The organism is uncultured Duncaniella sp., assembly GCF_910577345.1.
Lineage (GTDB): Bacteria > Bacteroidota > Bacteroidia > Bacteroidales > Muribaculaceae > Duncaniella.
This window is the reverse complement of sequence record NZ_CAJTMT010000006.1, coordinates 25243-42143: the sequence shown is the minus strand read 5'-3', so window position 1 is coordinate 42143 and position 16901 is coordinate 25243. Positions and strand designations below refer to the sequence as shown.

The window sequence follows — 16901 nt, the reverse complement described above, 5'->3', positions numbered from 1 at the left end:
GATGCAGTCTTTCGGATTATTTCCAATCATTAAGACAAAACATCAACACATTATTCAAATCATGAAAGCATCACTCTACCCTATTGCGGCTATGCTCATGTCAGGTTTCACGTTCACGGCCTGTATGAATGAAGACGAGGGACAGAAAGACATCACCGTGCGCGAAACCATCACCGTTCTTTCGGAAACGAGAATCACATTCCCATATCTTGGCGAAAACAGATACTTCCCCATCGAACAACTCGTGGTGATTGATTCCAAAGGAGCAGAGAGCACCCTCGGCCTGAATGCTATCAGCGAGTTCGATTGGGAACGCGGCTACAGTTATGAACTGAGCGTGGACAAGACCATCCTCGCCAATCCTCCGATGGATGACACCGATAAGAGGTATCGTCTCCGGAAGATACTGGAAAAGCGCAAGGATCCATCCTTCAACCCATCCGACAAGGCAGTCGAAACCGAAGCTGACATCATCTTCGCATCCGGAACACCTGCGGAAATATATATGGCCGACCGTGACAGGTTTACGATTGATAATTCAGGAGTGATAACCCCGGATGAGCAAAATGTTCTGACACAGCAGGTGTTTGAGGGACATATCAATCTCGTCTACGTTCTGGGTATCGACAATCCGCTCTTCGGGCGCTGGAATTATATCATCGACAGGATATATGTCAGCTCTCCGTTTTCCGAAAAACTGCGCCCGCTTGATTACCAACGATATTTCCAATCCCCTGCGCTTACCGAAATCATACCTTCAACAGAAAAGGAGCGTATGGTTGCAGAAGGAGAATCCGGAGATACCTACACCTACACGCTCTATCTTTACAGTGCGGAAAATCTTGCCATTCAAGCCATAAAACTGAACTTTGAAAAACTTTGATTCTCCACTCCCTAAAAAGCATAACAACACTTACACAACCCCTCACATTTCAACTAAAAAAATGAAAAAACTAACCACATTTGCAATCGGGATGACACTCGCACTTGCCTCATGCAGCAACGACAATGACGTTACCGACAACTCACGACATGAAATCAATCTTCCTCCGGCCCAAAGCGAAATAGTGACCTCGCAGATTTCAATGGCATTCGACATGCTGCGATATTTCCACGCGAAATCAGGAAATGACAACTTCATGGTTTCTCCGCTTAGCGCTCAATTCGCATTGGGAATGCTCATGAACGGAGCCGACGGCAACACCCTCGCCCAACTGACGGATGCACTCGGAGTCACTTCAGTATCAGAACTTAATTCACTCAATAAACTGCTGATGTCCGAACTTCCGAAAGCCGACCGAAAAACAACGTTCCAATCAGCCAATTCAATCTGGCTCAGAAAGGAGTTCAATGTACTTCCATCGTTTTCACTGGCTATGACCGACATTTACAATGCAGAAGCGACAAGTCTCGACCTCACAAGCTTTGAAGCGGTAGAGAGAATCAACCGTTGGTGCAGTGACCGAACAAAGGGGATGATTAAGGAAACTCTTAAAGAGCCATGCTCTGACGAGACCGTATTCCTTCTCATCAACGCCCTTTATTTCAAAGGCGAATGGGAGGATTCATTCAAAAAGAGCGATACAACCGACAAAGAGTTCCGCAACTCCGATGGAACAAAATCAATGGTTCCGACAATGTGTGACAGCAACCATCTGATAAGCTACGGCAACTATCCCGATTACTCAGTGGCCTCACTTGCCTACGGCAACGGGACATACACCATGACCATTATCCTTCCGGAAGAGAACCGCTCTCTCGAAAGCGTCATTGAGGATTTCGACCTCCAATCATGGAATGACTGCAAAAGCAGATTATCTAAATTTGAATGTTCAGTCGAACTCCCGAAATTCAAGATTGAAAGCAATCTCGCAGTCGACGATTTTCTGAAAAGCCTCGGTGTGGAAGATGCGTTCAATCCTTTTAAGGCGGATTTCAGCAAACTCTCCGACACTCAGACATTCGTTTCAAAAGCCAAACAACTGACAAGTATAGATGTTGACGAAAAGGGAACGGAGGCATCTGCCGTAACTATAATCCAAGGAGAGTTTACAGCCGTAGGACCCGGGCCTCAACTCAACTTCCATGTCGACCGTCCCTTTGCCTTCATGATAGAGGAAAGCTCGACGGGAGCAATACTTTTTGCAGGATGCGTCAATAGACTGTAAGCTGCAATATCCGTATTTCAACAAAATATATCCATCCACCATCGCCCGGCAAAACAAATAAATGCGCCCCGAAAGTCATATAGTCTCGACTTTCGGGGCGCATTGCAAATTTCAGAGTCGGTCAAAAGACCTCCTCTTATCCTATCGGGAATTATTATTCCAAACGGCGGGCTCCGTCGGAGATAATCACGTCGTAAATCTTGGGTGCGTGACCGTAACGCTCGTTGAACTTCTCAGTCACGGTTGCGATGAACGAATCATGGATTGCGTCAGGCACGAGGTTAATGGTGCAACCACCGAAACCGCCGCCCATGATGCGCGAACCTGTCACGCCACATTCCTTAGCAACATCGTTGAGGAAATCAAGTTCCTCGCAAGACACCTCATAGTCCTTGGAAAGACCTTCGTGAGTCTCATACATCAGACGGCCGACTGTAGCGATGTCGCCACGGTTGAGGGCATCGCAGACACCGAGCACACGCTCTTTCTCGCCGATGACGAATTTGGCGCGCATATAGTCCTCTGCACTGATGTCGGACTTCACTGCATCAAGCATCTCCATGTCAGCATCGCGGAGAGTCTCGATTCCGAGACGCTTTGCCACACGCTCACACGACTCACGACGCTTGTTGTAGGGTGAATCCACGAGCTCATGTTTCACAACCGAGTCAACAAGCACAAGCTTGTAGCCGTCAATCTTGAAGGGGAAGTACTCATATTCGAGCGAACGGCAGTCGAGACGGATAAGGCAGTCCTTCTTGCCGAACACTGAGGCGAACTGGTCCATGATGCCACAGTTCACACCGCAGTAGTTGTGTTCGGTTGACTGACCGATTTTGGCAAGCTCAAACTTGTCGATTGAGTTACCGTTGAAAAGGTCGTTGAGCGCGAAAGCGAAACATGATTCAAGAGCCGCAGACGAAGAGAGACCAGCGCCGAGAGGCACATTTCCTGCGAAGACTGCATCAAAACCCTTGACAGTGCCACCGCGCTTGATGATTTCACGGCAAACACCGAAAACGTAGCGCGCCCACTGCTCGGCAGGAGCATCAGCCTCGTTGAGACCGAAGCTGGCACTTGCGTTCATGTCAACTGAATAAAGATTGACCTTATCAGTGTCGTTGGGACGGATTTCGGCCATGATGACCTTGTCGATTGCACCCGGGAACACGAAACCGCCGTTATAGTCGGTGTGTTCGCCGATGAGGTTGATGCGGCCGGCAGAAGTATAGAATGTGCCTTCGCCTCCGAAATGCGATGCGAAAGCCTCGCTGATTTGTTTTTTTAATTCCATGGAAGGATTGTATGAGGTAAGATGTATGTGATAATAGGTAATATCTTGCGTCTGGAATCAGAACATTTTGTCGGGATAGACTCCGTCGGCATGAAGCTGGGCGAATTTCTCCACGACACCGGGACGGTCGGCTGCGTATGTCACGCCAAACCAGCGGGAATCGGTGTCAAGCACCTTGACTGTAGCCTCACCTGAATGGATGAGCGTGTCAATCACAAGGGGGATGAAGAATTCAGCCTTCGGAGTGTTGAGGTCCTTGTCAAGGAAGGTGCGGAACTCACGCTCTGAATAGTCGAAGTAGTCGGGAGTGAAGCCCCAAAGGTTCATCGACACGGGAGTCATGGGGTCGAGAGTCTGCTCAACTCCATTTTCATCAGTGAAAACGATGTCGCCGTTGGGAGCGTAGGAAATAGCTGTACGCTCGACAACACCGGTGAGGTTTCCGTCCTCACCCTTTGAGCATACGCCACGGGCTACGGAGCCGTTCTCAGTCATTGTGTTGCCAACGCGGAAACCTACCATCGAATAGTCACCCTTGCGGTCGCGGGGACGCATGAGGTCCTCGGCCATCACACGGAAGGCATCGCGGCCATAGAAGTCATCGGCGTTGATGACGGCAAACGGCTCATTGATGACCTCGCTACCCATCATGACAGCATGGTTGGTGCCCCAGGGCTTGGTGCGGTCCGCCGGGCAGGTGTAGCCTTCCGGAAGTTTATCGGTTGCCTGGAAGACAACCTCAACAGGAATATGGCCTTCATATTTTGAAAGGATTTTTTCGCGGAAATCCTTCTCGAAATCTTTACGGATAACAAAAACCACTTTGCCGAATCCTGCCTGGATGGCATCGTAGATTGAATAGTCCATGATGGTCTGACCCTGGGGGCCTAAGGGATCGAGCTGCTTGAGACCGCCGTAACGGCTTCCCATACCTGCAGCGAGAACGAAAAGTGTAGGTTTCATTGGGTATGTAATGATGTTTTATAGTTTTGAGTTGGGAGTTTTGAGTTGGGAGTTTAGAGGACGTTGAATTTGAAGACGATGGTCTCGTCATATTTCTCTCCCGGACGGAGCACCGGTGAGGGGAATTCGGGTTTGTTGGGCGCGTCGGGGAAGCCTTGACATTCGATTGCCACACCGTCATAATCATTGTAGCTGCCTCCGGAAATGCTTTCGGGGCAACCGGCAAGCCAGTTGCCGGTATAAATCTGCATTCCCGGCTGAGTGGTGGAAATCACAAGCGAACGGCCCGATTTTCCGGAACGAAGCTCAGCCACGTCCTTAAGCTGACCTTTCTCATAACCGTCGATGACCCAGCAGTGGTCATAGCCCTTGCCAACTTTGAGAGGATGGAAATCAGCATTGATGTCACGGCCGATAGCCTTGAATTCGGTAAAGTCCATGGGAGTTCCTGCGACGGGAGCGAGTTCGCCTGTAGGAATCTGTGTGTCATCTGTGGGGAGATAGCAGGATGCTTTCAGGAGGAGCTCATGGTCAAGCACAGTGCCGGAATTTTCGCCATCAAGGTTGAAATAGGCATGGTTTGTCAGATTGACCACTGTAGCAGCATCGGTCTCAGCCGTGATATGGAGCGAGAGTTCATTGTCATCAGTCCATGTATACTCGGCTTTGACATCGAGATTACCGGGATAACCTTCCTCACCGTCAGCGGCACGATAGGTGAATGTAACCTTGTTGCCTTCTGCCTTGCTTCCCCAGATGCGGTTCATGAAACCGGTCGGACCTCCGTGGAGGGCGTTGGGCCCGTTGTTGATCGCGAGGTTGTATTCTTTTCCATCGAGCGTGAACTTGCCGAGAGCTATACGGTTGGCAAAACGCCCGGGAATCTTGCCTGCACAGGGACCGTCACCCATATACGACGCCGCATCCTTGTAGCCGAGAGCCACGTCAGCAAGCTTGCCGTCACGGTCAGGCACACATACGGCCACAATGCCTGCGCCAAGGCTCGAAAGAGTCACCGACGCACCTGAAGCGTTGGTGAGGGTATAAAGTGTGATTTCCCCTGCAGGAGAAGTTGAGGTCAAAGTCTTAATTTCCATTTTCGTTTTTGAATTGATGAGCCTTTCTCGGCAATAGATTTTAAACTTCCAGACGGGACAAAGACATGGCAGGTCAATACCTTGCACAAGTCTGCAACCCGATTGGCTACTGCAAATATAGTCAATGTTGACCGTTTCAGCAACCCATCGGGCTCAAAATCATAAAAGTTGACTGATTTGTCACAATAAATGACTGATTTTTCATCCAACCGACTTCCACGCCCCTCCCCACAAGCCGATTCAAAGTTACAATAACTCGTCCCACTATTCCGACACGACGATTGACATAAGCACAACTATCAAGATACCGGTATCAAGTTGCCGGAACCATATATCCCCCCTCAAATATCCGAAACCTCAATGTAAAAATTCATCGGTATACTTTAAACTTTCGACAATTCATGTAATTTTTCGCAGGTATACTTTAAACTTTCGCAATTCATCTCCGTATTATTCACTGATTATGGATTGGGTAATATGGAGAAAAATTCGTAACTTTGCACCCCGAAAATCAAATCGGACAGACCGAAAATCAATTTATAGAATGATAGCTGTTAATAATTTAGGAATACAATTCGGCAAGCGGGTTCTTTTTCAGGACGTGAACCTCAAGTTCACACCCGGCAACTGCTATGGTATTATCGGTGCAAACGGTGCCGGCAAGTCAACTCTCATGCGAATCCTCAGCGACCAGCTCTCTCCGACACACGGAACTGTGTCGCAAGGCCCCGGTGAGCGTATGAGCGTGCTCGAACAGGACCACTTCAAATTCGACGACTGCACCGTGATGGAAACCGTGCTACGTGGCCACACCGTCCTTTGGGACATCATGCAGGAAAAGGACGCCCTCTATGCCAAGGAAGATTTCTCGGACGAGGACGGCATCCGTGCCTCCGAGCTTGAAGAGAAGTTTGCCGAGCTTGAAGGATGGAACGCCGAGAGCGATGCCGCAGCCCTTCTCAGCGGTCTCGGTATCAAGGAAGACAAGCACTACACACTCATGCGCGACATGAGCGGTAACGAGAAAGTGCGCGTACTTCTTGCCAAAGCCCTCTTCGGCAACCCCGACAACCTGCTCCTCGACGAACCTACCAATGACCTCGACCTTGAGACAGTGGCTTGGCTCGAAGACTATCTCTCAAAATTCGAGAACACGGTGCTTGTCGTCAGCCACGACCGTCACTTCCTCGATTCGGTCTGCACCCACACGCTCGACATCGACTACAATAAGCTCACACTCTTTGCCGGCAACTACAGCTTCTGGTATGAGTCGTCGCAGCTCGCCCTCCGTCAGCAGCAGCAGGCCAACAAGAAGGCCGAGGAAAAGCGCAAGGAACTTCTTGAATTCATCCAGCGATTCAGCGCGAACGTGGCCAAGTCGAAGCAGACCACCTCGCGCAAGAAGATGCTTGAAAAACTCAATGTCGAGGAAATCCAGCCCTCGTCACGCCGCTATCCGGGCATCATCTTCACTCCCCAGCGCGAACCCGGCAACAAGATTCTCGAAGTCAAGGGCCTTACAGCCTCTGTCGACGGTGAGATTCTCTTCAAGGATGTCAACTTCCAGGTGGAGAAGGGCGACAAGATCGCATTCCTCAGCCATGACCCCCGTGCCATGACCGCCCTCTTCGAAATCATCACCGGCAACCGCAAACCGGACGAAGGCACCTACGAATGGGGACAGACCATCACATCGGCCTACCTCCCCCTCGACAACTCCGCCTTCTTCAACTGCGACCTTAACCTCGTCGACTGGCTCTCACAGTTCTCCAACGACAGTTCTGAAATCTATCTCAAAGGCTTCCTTGGCAAAATGCTCTTCTCCGGTGAAGAGGTGCTGAAGAAAGCATCCGTGCTCTCGGGAGGAGAGAAGATGCGTTGCATGATTGCACGCATGATGATGACCGACGCCAACACTCTTGTGCTTGACTCCCCCACCAACCACCTTGACCTCGAATCAATCCAGGCATTCAACAATACCCTGCAGGCATTCAAGGGCAATGTGCTTCTTTCAAGCCACGACCACGAATTCATCCAGACCGTCTGCAACCGTATAATCGAGCTTACTCCCAACGGAACAATCGACAAGCTCATGGACTACGACGATTATATCACAGACGAAAAGGTTGCCGCTACCCGCGAAAAACTCTACGGAGCATAACCCGCCCTGCCAACCGACAAAACAACAACCTGCCCCTCACACAAACCGGAGGAGCAGGTTGTTGTTTTTTATTCCCATCTTGGCAATACATAAACCAAGCCAAACGCTATAAATCATCTTGCTTCCATCTCTTTTTGATGATGAAATAGCAATCTTAAGCGCTGCCAATAAGTCAATAATAAAGAAGTTAGATATCAAGGATTAAATTTGCTATATGCGCATCCTATTTATATGCAATAAAGAGAAACTTGCGGGTTTTGAAATTTTCAAAAGATGGTAATAGAGCTGCTACTCCTATTCCACGTAGCACATCTATAAAAATCCTCAAAAAAGCATTTTATTTAGAAACTTCCACCGACTTTTGGTTACTATTCTTACAAGGGATATTGATTTTGTGATTACAAAAATATTGGCTAATTTTGCAACATTAAGGCATCAGCTTAAGAGTAGGCCTTGCCTCAAATTTCACAAAAAAAGAAAAAGCGTTACTTGCGCTAAATCCTGACTGTCTGAAACTTCGCAACTTTCAATAGTAGAGCAGGACAAAGCAATGGTAGACGTCCTTATGTTATGCATTGGCTGGAATTATAATCCGGCCTATGACTGCATACGTGGGCTTCTGCATTGCTCTACCTCTCTATTTTGGGCATTGCGAAGGCCTCAGACAGTGGGAGAGCATGAGTGCGGATTCCCACGCTTTTTTATACGCAACAATTTTTGCTTCCACGGGAATCAGAAGCCTCCTTTATCAATCGAATGTCCTTGTTTACAAATCATCTGCTATCAAAATCGTTTCTGCAAAAAGTCATAGGAGGAATTATGGTAATGGCCTTTTCCATAAATCTATACCTCATATCCTTTGAAATTTTCTTACATAATACTCTGGATGGCTACGGCTATACTGAGTTTTTGATAAACTTCGCCAGAGGCTTTGTGCGACGAGGTCTGATTGGCGAATGGCTGCTTTGGTTTACCTCTGCAACGGGCATACATCCCCACGACACTATCAACGCTATTTGCCTGACTGCTTTTGTCTTAGTCCTATGGTTCTTTTTCAGAGAGTTCCATAAAGGTGGCTACAACTGGTGGTTGATACTTTCGCCCGTATTTTGCGGTTTTGTAGTATATATTATCCGCAAGGACTTCTTGCTATACGGTATAGTAATCGGCATATTCTACTTTATGCGCAACACATCCCCGACAGTATGGAAGCGGGCCATAGCCTTTTTATTGGCTACCTTTGGCCTGTTTCTGCATGAGGCATTCATTTTTTGGGGACTGCCTGTCTATGCCATGATATTGTTAACAGAGCGCAAACATAGGGTGATAAATTCATTACAAGTGACGTTGCTTCTTGGTGTTTTTACTGTAATGTGCTATTACAAAGGAGACTTAGACACTGCTCACGCAATCATTGATTCATGGAACGCCATTATTGACGGCTCGCCACTGTATTTCATAGAGAAGGATAGCATTGGGGCACTTTCATGGGACACTAAATCAACTATAATCAATCATATAGCCCGGAACATAGGTAGCACCCGTTTCGGCATTGTGTATTGGCCTATATGTATTTTAGTTGTTTATTACTTTCTCACATTCTTTTTTAATTCATTCAAGCCCACAAAAGCTACCTATGGAATGACCGAGCAGACGCACCTCTCGTCCTTACTCCTTACACTTTATCTATGTATGCTGCCAATGTTCGCGATGCTAAGCTGCGACTATGGTCGACTAATTCAATATGTCACAGTTACAGCCTTTTCAGCTTACTTTCTGATAGACAAAGACGTGATTGATCGAATGTTACCAAAAAAGCTGCAGCGCTTCGTTGCAGGGTTGAACACCACTCTGTATCGACTGTTGCCACCGAGCAAAGGGCTAATAACAGTACTTCTGCTCATTATCGGAATCAGCCCTTATTGGTATAATCCCACAGAGGCAATGATGAAAAGTCCCCTGGGCACAATCGGATATTTCTGCTGTATCAAAATCTTAAAACTGTTAGGTATATGACACTCCTTTCTCTTGCAAAACTGATACGTCCACACCAGTGGGTAAAGAATTTTTTTGTGGCACTTCCCCTCTTTTTCAGCGGTTCGATGTTGAATTTATGGTGCTGGAAACAGACGTTAATAACCTTCTTTGCCTTTTCGTTAGCCGCCAGTTCAATCTATTGCCTAAATGATATACTGGATGCAGACATAGACCGTATGCACCCAAAGAAAAAGCTGCGCCCCATAGCCTGCAATCAAGTGAGTGCATCTTTCGCATACGGCCTTATGGGGATGCTCACAGCAGGATCGTTATCGTTGTGCTTGATTCTGGGAAAAGCACACGCACCTGCCGTTGTAAGTATGATCCTATTGTATATTTTCCTGAATTTAGCCTATTGTATAAAATTGAAACACTACGCCATCATCGACGTATTCATAATCTCCGTTGGCTTTGTTTTGCGCCTGTGTGCCGGAGGATTAGCCTGTAGTATCTGGCTATCACCGTGGATAGTATGCATGACCTTTCTAATAGCGCTGTTTCTTGCCTTTGCCAAGCGACGCGATGACGTGGTGATACGCCAAACCACTGGTAATATCACCCGTGAAAACACCATGCGTTACAACCTTGAATTCATGAATCAGACCTTGGGTTTGCTCGGTGCAATAACCATAGTGTGCTATATAATCTATACAGTATCACCCGATGTTGAAACCCGTATGGGTAGCCAATATGTATACATTACCTCAGTATTTGTACTGGCAGGCATTCTACGCTATTTGCAAGTGACGATTGTGGACGTGCGTAGCGGTAGCCCCACAAAAATACTGCTGCGCGACCGATTCATTCAGTCTTGCGTGGTTCTTTGGATTCTTGTTTTCGTCACTATAATCTATCTATGATGCAGCAACCCCCCATCGCTTTTTTCGATTTCGACGGCACTATTACGCGACATGACACCTTCATAACCTTTGGATGCCATGCCTTAGGCAAGGTGCGTCTATGGTTATGCGTAGCTATAGCTTCCCCGTGGCTTGTACTTTGGAAGTTGGGAGCTATAAGCAATACCCAAGCCAAGAGGAAGCTCTTCAGTCTTATGTTCAAAGGAATGCCACGGCAGAAATTTACCGACCTTGGACACTCTTTCGCAACAGTTGTAGAGAAAGATTTATGTCCAAAAACTATGCGATTGATAGAGATGCACCAACAACAGGGTCATAAAGTCGTAATCGTATCGGCAAGTATAGGCACATGGATCAGGCCTTGGGCCGAAAGCCGAGCCATCGACCAGGTACTGTCGACTGAGGCTGAGTACAACAGTAATGACCTGCTTACCGGTCGCTTTTCTACCTTAAACTGCCATGGACCGGAGAAGGTAAGGCGTATCCAACAAGCCTTCCCCGAAGTAACTGAAGTAGACACCTATGCCTACGGAGACTCTGTAGGCGACCACGAAATGTTCTCTTTCTGCAAGTTTGCAACAAAAATAAAATGAACCATGTGTACTACCCGTTTACTTAAGTCCGAATCAAGGAGAGCTCAAGTCCTACGCTTCATAATCGCCGGAGGGATAGCCACAGTCCTACAATATGGCTGCTATATAGTTCTATTATCGACCTGCAGTATTCCAAGTCCAGTAGCTTCTATGGCAAGCTATGTCATAAGCATGGCATGTAATTTCTTCATGTCGAGCATCTTCACATTCCGGACGCGTCCTACCATATACAAGGTTGCTTCTTTTGCTGCCAGCCATATAGTGAACTTTGTGCTACAGACAGTACTCGTAGCAGCATTTACACATGTGATGCCACCAGAATGGGCATTATTGCCTGCCATGGTCATCTGCGTACCTATCAACTTTGTGCTGGTTCGCCTCTCACTTACAGCCAAGAGTCTGAAATAGCGTTTGACGCCACACCCCACATGTATCGAATATCATTATTCTTACAGGGATAATTGGAAGAAACTTAAAGCTTGACGTAATGACTATGTCTATAATTAGATAACAACCTGTTCCTCAGATAACACAAAGGAACAGGTTGTTATTTAACGTCTCATACCAATATCTGCAATCTAAAACATTGCTTTTATCACTATTACATGAAAACTTTCATTGATAATAAAAAGATTTTGAGCGTTATCGGTAAAAAAAGTTCCCTATCATAGTAATTTTACGCTGAAAATCATCCGTTTGCCGATTTTTTCTTCTTTGCGGGGTCACAGGTGAGGCCGACACCGAGTTTCTTGAAAATCTTATGGTCAACCTCTCCAAGCATGACAGTCGAGTGGACCTGACAACCGTTCAGCTCAGGAAGCTTTTCAAGCGCCCGGCGGCAATTGTCATCATGAGTGCTAAGGACAGAAAGCGCAACGAGTACCTCGTCGGTATGCAGACGCGGATTATGGCTGCGGAGATAGTTTATCTTCGTGTTCTGAATCGGCTCAATCATATCCTGCGGAATCAGTTTGATTGAGTGGTCAATCCCTGCAAGATATTTAACCGCATTCAAAATCAGTGCAGCACTCGGCCCGAGAAGAGCACTCGTCTCAGCAGTAATGATAGTACCGTCGGCAAGCTCTATGGCAGAACATGGAACACCGCTGCGCTCCGCACGTTCGCGGGCAGCAACTGTCGGACGGCGATACGATGTGTCAATCTTCGCTTGCTTGAACAAAAGAGCGATTTTATTGACCTCAGCCTCATTATCCTCACCCTGGGCAAAACGGTTGAGAGCTGTGTAGTAACGACGGATAATCTCATCTTTCGAAGCCTTGCAGCATACTTCATCGTCATTGATACAGAAACCGACCATATTGACACCCATATCCGTAGGTGACTTATATGGATTCTCGCCGTAGATACCCTCGAACAGAGCGTTGAGCACAGGGAAAATCTCAATATCGCGGTTATAATTGATGGCCGTCTTGCCGTATGCCTCAAGATGGAACGGGTCAATCATATTGACATCATTGAGGTCGGCAGTAGCAGCCTCATAGGCTATATTCACCGGATGCTTCAAGGGCAGACTCCACACAGGGAAGGTCTCAAACTTAGCATAACCGGCCTCAATACCGCGCTTGTTTTCATTGTAAAGCTGACTGAGACACACAGCCATCTTGCCGCTACCCGGCCCCGGGGCAGTCACAATCACGAGAGGACGCGAAGTCTCGACATAGTCATTGCGGCCGAACCCCTCATCGGAATCAATGAGGTCGACATTCGTCGGATAGCCCTCGATGGTGTAATGATAATAGGTGGTGATGCCCATGCGCTCCAGTTTCTGACGGAACGCATCAGCACTGCTCTGACCATTGTAGTGAGTGATGACGACCGACCCTACAAGGAAGCCGCGCTTCTGAAACTCCTCGCGCAGACGAAGGACATCCATGTCGTATGTGATGCCGAGGTCATTGCGCACCTTGTTCTTCTCAATGTCAAGAGCGCTGATGACGATAACGATTTCCGCCTGATCGCTCAATTGGCTGAGCATACGCAGCTTACTGTCAGGCTGAAAACCGGGCAACACACGGCTCGCGTGGTGGTCATCAAACAGTTTACCTCCAAGTTCGAGGTAAAGCTTGTTGCCGAACTGAGCGATACGCTCCTTGATATGTTCGGACTGAATCTTGAGATATTTCTCGTTGTCAAAACCGTATTTCATAACGGATTACAAAATTACAACATTTTACCCGAACCAACAAAAACGCATCATATTTTTTATTACAAGGATATGCTAATTTATTTGGCTATTAAATTTTAATGAATTAACTTTGTGGCGACAAAGGGGTGCGTGCCGATTGGGACGCTGAGATGATACCCTCCGAACCTGATGCGGTTAGTACCGCCGAAGGGATTGCATAAGTCCTTGCTGTTATCCACGGTCGGCTGAACGATAGCCTGCCTGACAGTTTTTAATATTCAATCTACGGTGAATCATAAATCGCCGGTGACAGATGTTACGGATATAGATGTGTGTGGTTTCCACGCGACTGATTATCCGTCGGCAAGGAGGAAGTTTTTTCAGACTCATTTTCCCGCATCGCTTTGTCAGATACATGCATCACCGATTCGGTGACAGCATCTGTCTATATGCCAACAATATAATCTGCACGATGCGAACATATTTCCCAGTTCTCACAATAGCCGGCAGCGACTCTTCGGGAGGCGCAGGCATCCAAGCCGACATCAAGACCATGTCGGCCATAGGTTGTTATGCCATGTCGGCTATCACGTCAATCACCGCTCAAAACACAACCGGAGTCCACTCCATCATGCCTGTCAGCCCTGCGATTGTGGCCGACCAGATTGATATGGTCATGACCGACATTCCTCCGCTTGCCACAAAAATCGGTATGCTCTGCAATGCAGAGGTAGCCTCAGCGGTTGCAGAAAGACTCGAACATTACGGTCCTGCCAATCTTGTCGTCGACCCTGTGATGATTTCCACATCCGGTTCGGTGCTTCTGGAAAAGGAAGCAGTGGAGACGCTTGTGAGACGCATTCTGCCTATCGCCACCATAATTACCCCTAATCAGATGGAAGCCAAGGCGCTCACCGGCGAGACCGATGTCACGAAGCAAATAGCGAAATTCAGGGAGATGGGTTGCAGGAATATCCTTATAAAAGGAGGTGATACCGACCGCACGGATTTCAAGATTGATGTGCTTGCCATTGAAGGCAACGACGAGGCAATCGAATTGCGCGCCGATGCCATCGACACCCGCAACACTCATGGAACGGGCTGCACACTCTCGTCGGCCATAGCCTCTTATCTCGCTCTCGGCTACGGACTTCCGGATGCAGTCAAAATGGCAAAGCTCTATGTGACCCACGCTTTGAAGGAAGGCTCATGGATTACCACAGGTAAAGGCCACGGCCCTGTCAACCACTTCTTCTCTCCCCGCAGACTCAAAAATTTCAATCCCAACCGCAAGATATGAAAATATTCATCAACGATGTGGCACTCGAACTTCCTGAAGGCGCAACCATTCAGGATGCACTCGACGCAAAGGAAATCAAGCCGCAGGGCATAGCGACAGCCCTCAACGGAGCCGTGGTTCCGGCTTTGTTACGTGGAAGCAAAAAACTTTCCGAAGGTGACAAGATAGTAATCATCAAGGCCTTCTACGGAGGCTGACAAATGGCCTACCACATAACGACCCCACAACCAGTTCTCAATACACAATCATTGACTCTCCAACCGATGTTTAAGATAGCAATCACACCCGAAATACCCGACGAACGCAAGGAACCCGGAATGATACGATGTCTCCTTGAAGGAGGATGGGATCGCGTCCATCTCCGTCACCCAGGCGCAAGCCGCAGGGAGATGCGCAACCTCATCGAAGCCATTCCGCAGGAACTTCATTCGCGCCTCGTGCTCCACGGGCATTTCGACCTCGTCAACGACTTCAACCTTGGCGGACTGCATCTCAACAGGCGTTGCCCAACCCCTCCTGCCAACTACCGTGGAGCATTAAGCCGCTCCTGCCACACCATCGGAGAGGTCAAGGAGAATTCCGGATCGGACTATGTGACACTCAGCCCAATCTTCGACAGCATTTCCAAATCCGGCTATCAGTCAGCCTTCACTCCGACCGAGCTTTCACAACTGGATGCTGTAACTACACCCGTCATTGCTCTCGGAGGCGTCACTTCTGAACGTATTGACGAACTTAAGCGTTACAATTTCAGCGGATTCGCAATGCTCGGCTCCATTCCGTGGGACGGCGACAACAGCGATATGCTGAACTTTATCAACCAAATGAATAAATTTTAAAGCTATGCTTCAATTCATAACCCACCCCTCCGACAAATACACGATAGCCGAAGAAGTACAGATGGTGCTCGAAGGCGGCTGCAAGTGGATACAGCTCCGTCTAAAAGACGCGACTGACGAAGAGTTCCGCCAGACGGCTCTCGAAATCATTCCGCTCTGTCAGGAAAACGAAGCCTTCCTCGTCTTCGACGACCGCGTCGAACTCGCCATGGAGATGTCGGTCCACGGTGTCCATCTTGGCAAAGAAGACATGAATCCCCTCCTTGCCAGAGAGACAATGGGCGCGGAAGCCATCATCGGATGCACCGCCAACACCGCCGACGACATCAAGAAATTCAGAGGCTGGGATGTCGATTATGTCGGTCTCGGGCCGTTCCGCTACACAACCACAAAATCCAAACTCTCACCGATTATCGGCATTGAGGGCTACAAGGAGATTGTCAAGGAGGTCAGAGCTGCCGACATACTTCTCCCGATTGTTGCAATCGGAGGTGTGACCATCGACGACATCGACCAGCTCATGGCAACCGGCATAAACGGCGTAGCTATGAGCGGAGCCATTCTCAATGCACCCGATCCGGTCGACTACACCCGCCGGTCCATTGAAAAACTCCACGAAGCATTCGCCAAGATGAAGAACTAACAACCAATCTTTTACATATATGACCGATATTCTTACTATCGGGGGAAAAGAGTTCACCTCACGTCTATTCGTAGGTACGGGCAAATTTTCCTCCAGCCCCCTTATGCTCCAGTCAATTCTGGCATCAGGCTCGGAAATGATCACAGTAGCAATGAAACGCATCGACATGCAGCACGAGGAAGAGGACGATATGCTCAGCCATATCAACCGTGAGCATGTCCAGTTTCTCCCCAACACATCGGGTGTCCGCACGGCAGAAGAAGCTGTCCTCGCAGCCAACCTCGCGCGAGACTGTTTCGGCACGGATTTCATAAAACTCGAAATCCACCCTGACCCGAAATATCTCCTCCCCGACCCTGTCGAAACCCTCAAAGCCACGGAGATTCTCGCAAAGCAAGGCTTCAAAGTCCTCCCCTACATTCAGGCCGACCCTGTCCTCTGCAAAAGACTTGAAGAAGTCGGCACAGCAGCAGTCATGCCCCTCGGAGCACCAATCGGTACCAACAAAGGGTTGAAAACCCGCGATTTCATCGAAATCATCATCCGCGAAAGCCGTGTTCCCGTTGTCATTGACGCAGGTCTCGGAGCTCCGTCCCACGCTGCGGAAGCAATGGAGATGGGAGCAGATGCCGTCCTTGTCAATACAGCCATAGCCGTCGCAGGAGACCCCGTCGAGATGGCCGTAGCCTTCAAGATGGCTGTTGAAGCCGGTCGAAAAGCCTATCTCGCCGGACTCGGCACCGTCTCTGACTCCGCCTCGGCCACAAGTCCGCTCACCGAATTCCTGAATCTCTAAACGC

16 protein-coding genes and 1 riboswitch are annotated in these 16901 nt (G+C 48.4%); of the genes, 12 read left to right on the top strand and 4 right to left on the bottom strand.

The features are described from left to right. Positions 1–61: 61 nt before the first annotated feature. Entirely contained in the window at positions 62–883 is an 822-nt protein-coding gene (locus QZ310_RS04340; RefSeq protein WP_297070754.1) for a DUF4377 domain-containing protein, read from the top strand. A 61-nt stretch (positions 884–944) separates the two neighbouring features. After that, entirely contained in the window at positions 945–2168 is a 1224-nt protein-coding gene (locus tag QZ310_RS04335; RefSeq protein ID WP_297070752.1) for a serpin family protein, read from the top strand. A gap of 154 nt (positions 2169–2322) precedes the next feature. Here the strand turns inward: QZ310_RS04335 and galK are convergent, their stop codons facing one another. From galK to QZ310_RS04320, 3 genes are read right to left on the bottom strand one after another with little or no spacing between them, the layout of a single operon-like run. Further along, positions 2323–3462 (bottom strand): galactokinase, encoded by a 1140-nt coding sequence (galK, locus tag QZ310_RS04330; RefSeq protein ID WP_297070750.1) that lies wholly within the window; start codon positions 3460–3462, stop codon positions 2323–2325. Between the two features lie 57 nt (positions 3463–3519). Then, positions 3520–4425 (bottom strand): sugar phosphate nucleotidyltransferase, encoded by a 906-nt coding sequence (locus QZ310_RS04325; RefSeq protein WP_297070748.1) that lies wholly within the window; start codon positions 4423–4425, stop codon positions 3520–3522. A gap of 53 nt (positions 4426–4478) precedes the next feature. Then, entirely contained in the window at positions 4479–5522 is a 1044-nt protein-coding gene (locus tag QZ310_RS04320) for an aldose epimerase family protein (RefSeq protein ID WP_297070745.1), read from the bottom strand. Positions 5523–6066: 544 nt separating this feature from the next. On the opposite strand from QZ310_RS04320, the gene QZ310_RS04315 reads away from it, so the two are divergent. From QZ310_RS04315 to QZ310_RS13695, 5 genes are all read left to right on the top strand, one after another. Beyond that, positions 6067–7683 carry an ATP-binding cassette domain-containing protein gene (locus tag QZ310_RS04315; protein ID WP_297070744.1) on the top strand — a complete coding sequence of 539 codons (1617 nt, stop codon included), beginning with the start codon at positions 6067–6069 and terminating at the stop codon, positions 7681–7683. 825 nt (positions 7684–8508) lie between these two features. Then, positions 8509–9699 carry a hypothetical protein gene (locus QZ310_RS04310; RefSeq protein WP_297070742.1) on the top strand — a complete coding sequence of 397 codons (1191 nt, stop codon included), beginning with the start codon at positions 8509–8511 and terminating at the stop codon, positions 9697–9699. Next, positions 9696–10580, top strand: coding sequence for a UbiA prenyltransferase family protein (locus QZ310_RS04305; protein ID WP_297070740.1), 885 nt, complete (start codon positions 9696–9698; stop codon positions 10578–10580). The genes QZ310_RS04310 and QZ310_RS04305 overlap by 4 nt, the downstream gene beginning before the upstream one ends. Beyond that, complete coding sequence (locus tag QZ310_RS04300) at positions 10577–11173, top strand: HAD-IB family hydrolase (protein WP_366141969.1); 597 nt, start codon at positions 10577–10579, stop codon at positions 11171–11173. Before QZ310_RS04305 ends, QZ310_RS04300 begins: the two co-directional genes overlap by 4 nt. Positions 11174–11176: 3 nt before the next feature. After that, positions 11177–11581, top strand: coding sequence for a GtrA family protein (locus tag QZ310_RS13695; RefSeq protein WP_366141968.1), 405 nt, complete (start codon positions 11177–11179; stop codon positions 11579–11581). 280 nt (positions 11582–11861) lie between these two features. Here the strand turns inward: QZ310_RS13695 and QZ310_RS04295 are convergent, their stop codons facing one another. Next, positions 11862–13340, bottom strand: a complete 1479-nt coding sequence (locus QZ310_RS04295; RefSeq protein ID WP_297070739.1) for a DUF1846 domain-containing protein — start codon at positions 13338–13340, stop codon at positions 11862–11864. A gap of 111 nt (positions 13341–13451) precedes the next feature. Beyond that, positions 13452–13549: riboswitch (TPP riboswitch) on the top strand. 185 nt (positions 13550–13734) lie between these two features. Between QZ310_RS04295 and thiD the strand changes: the two genes are divergently transcribed. The 5 genes from thiD (at position 13735) to QZ310_RS04270 (ending at position 16897) form a co-directional block, all read left to right on the top strand. Continuing rightward, positions 13735–14619, top strand: coding sequence for a bifunctional hydroxymethylpyrimidine kinase/phosphomethylpyrimidine kinase (gene thiD / locus QZ310_RS04290; protein ID WP_366141967.1), 885 nt, complete (start codon positions 13735–13737; stop codon positions 14617–14619). Further along, positions 14616–14816 carry a sulfur carrier protein ThiS gene (gene thiS, locus QZ310_RS04285; protein WP_297070737.1) on the top strand — a complete coding sequence of 67 codons (201 nt, stop codon included), beginning with the start codon at positions 14616–14618 and terminating at the stop codon, positions 14814–14816. Before thiD ends, thiS begins: the two co-directional genes overlap by 4 nt. Before the next feature lie 66 nt (positions 14817–14882). After that, positions 14883–15458 carry a thiamine phosphate synthase gene (locus QZ310_RS04280; RefSeq protein WP_297070735.1) on the top strand — a complete coding sequence of 192 codons (576 nt, stop codon included), beginning with the start codon at positions 14883–14885 and terminating at the stop codon, positions 15456–15458. A 4-nt stretch (positions 15459–15462) separates the two neighbouring features. Continuing rightward, positions 15463–16101, top strand: coding sequence for a thiamine phosphate synthase (locus QZ310_RS04275; RefSeq protein WP_297070734.1), 639 nt, complete (start codon positions 15463–15465; stop codon positions 16099–16101). 19 nt (positions 16102–16120) lie between these two features. Continuing rightward, positions 16121–16897 (top strand): thiazole synthase, encoded by a 777-nt coding sequence (locus QZ310_RS04270; RefSeq protein WP_297070732.1) that lies wholly within the window; start codon positions 16121–16123, stop codon positions 16895–16897. Positions 16898–16901 lie beyond the last annotated feature (4 nt).

What these genes read in the sequence shown, in the direction of transcription:
- QZ310_RS04270 (WP_297070732.1), top strand. Translation starts at nt 16,121, where the DNA reads ATGACCGATATTCTTACTATCGGGGGAAAAGAGTTCACCTCACGTCTA.
- QZ310_RS04295 (WP_297070739.1), bottom strand. Translation starts at nt 13,340, where the DNA reads ATGAAATACGGTTTTGACAACGAGAAATATCTCAAGATTCAGTCCGAA.
- QZ310_RS04305 (WP_297070740.1), top strand. Translation starts at nt 9,696, where the DNA reads ATGACACTCCTTTCTCTTGCAAAACTGATACGTCCACACCAGTGGGTA.
- QZ310_RS04325 (WP_297070748.1), bottom strand. Translation starts at nt 4,425, where the DNA reads ATGAAACCTACACTTTTCGTTCTCGCTGCAGGTATGGGAAGCCGTTAC.
- QZ310_RS04340 (WP_297070754.1), top strand. Translation starts at nt 62, where the DNA reads ATGAAAGCATCACTCTACCCTATTGCGGCTATGCTCATGTCAGGTTTC.
- QZ310_RS04275 (WP_297070734.1), top strand. Translation starts at nt 15,463, where the DNA reads ATGCTTCAATTCATAACCCACCCCTCCGACAAATACACGATAGCCGAA.
- galK (WP_297070750.1), bottom strand. Translation starts at nt 3,462, where the DNA reads ATGGAATTAAAAAAACAAATCAGCGAGGCTTTCGCATCGCATTTCGGA.
- QZ310_RS04300 (WP_366141969.1), top strand. Translation starts at nt 10,577, where the DNA reads ATGATGCAGCAACCCCCCATCGCTTTTTTCGATTTCGACGGCACTATT.
- thiS (WP_297070737.1), top strand. Translation starts at nt 14,616, where the DNA reads ATGAAAATATTCATCAACGATGTGGCACTCGAACTTCCTGAAGGCGCA.
- QZ310_RS04320 (WP_297070745.1), bottom strand. Translation starts at nt 5,522, where the DNA reads ATGGAAATTAAGACTTTGACCTCAACTTCTCCTGCAGGGGAAATCACA.
- QZ310_RS04335 (WP_297070752.1), top strand. Translation starts at nt 945, where the DNA reads ATGAAAAAACTAACCACATTTGCAATCGGGATGACACTCGCACTTGCC.
- QZ310_RS04280 (WP_297070735.1), top strand. Translation starts at nt 14,883, where the DNA reads ATGTTTAAGATAGCAATCACACCCGAAATACCCGACGAACGCAAGGAA.
- QZ310_RS13695 (WP_366141968.1), top strand. Translation starts at nt 11,177, where the DNA reads ATGTGTACTACCCGTTTACTTAAGTCCGAATCAAGGAGAGCTCAAGTC.
- QZ310_RS04315 (WP_297070744.1), top strand. Translation starts at nt 6,067, where the DNA reads ATGATAGCTGTTAATAATTTAGGAATACAATTCGGCAAGCGGGTTCTT.
- thiD (WP_366141967.1), top strand. Translation starts at nt 13,735, where the DNA reads ATGCATCACCGATTCGGTGACAGCATCTGTCTATATGCCAACAATATA.
- QZ310_RS04310 (WP_297070742.1), top strand. Translation starts at nt 8,509, where the DNA reads ATGGCCTTTTCCATAAATCTATACCTCATATCCTTTGAAATTTTCTTA.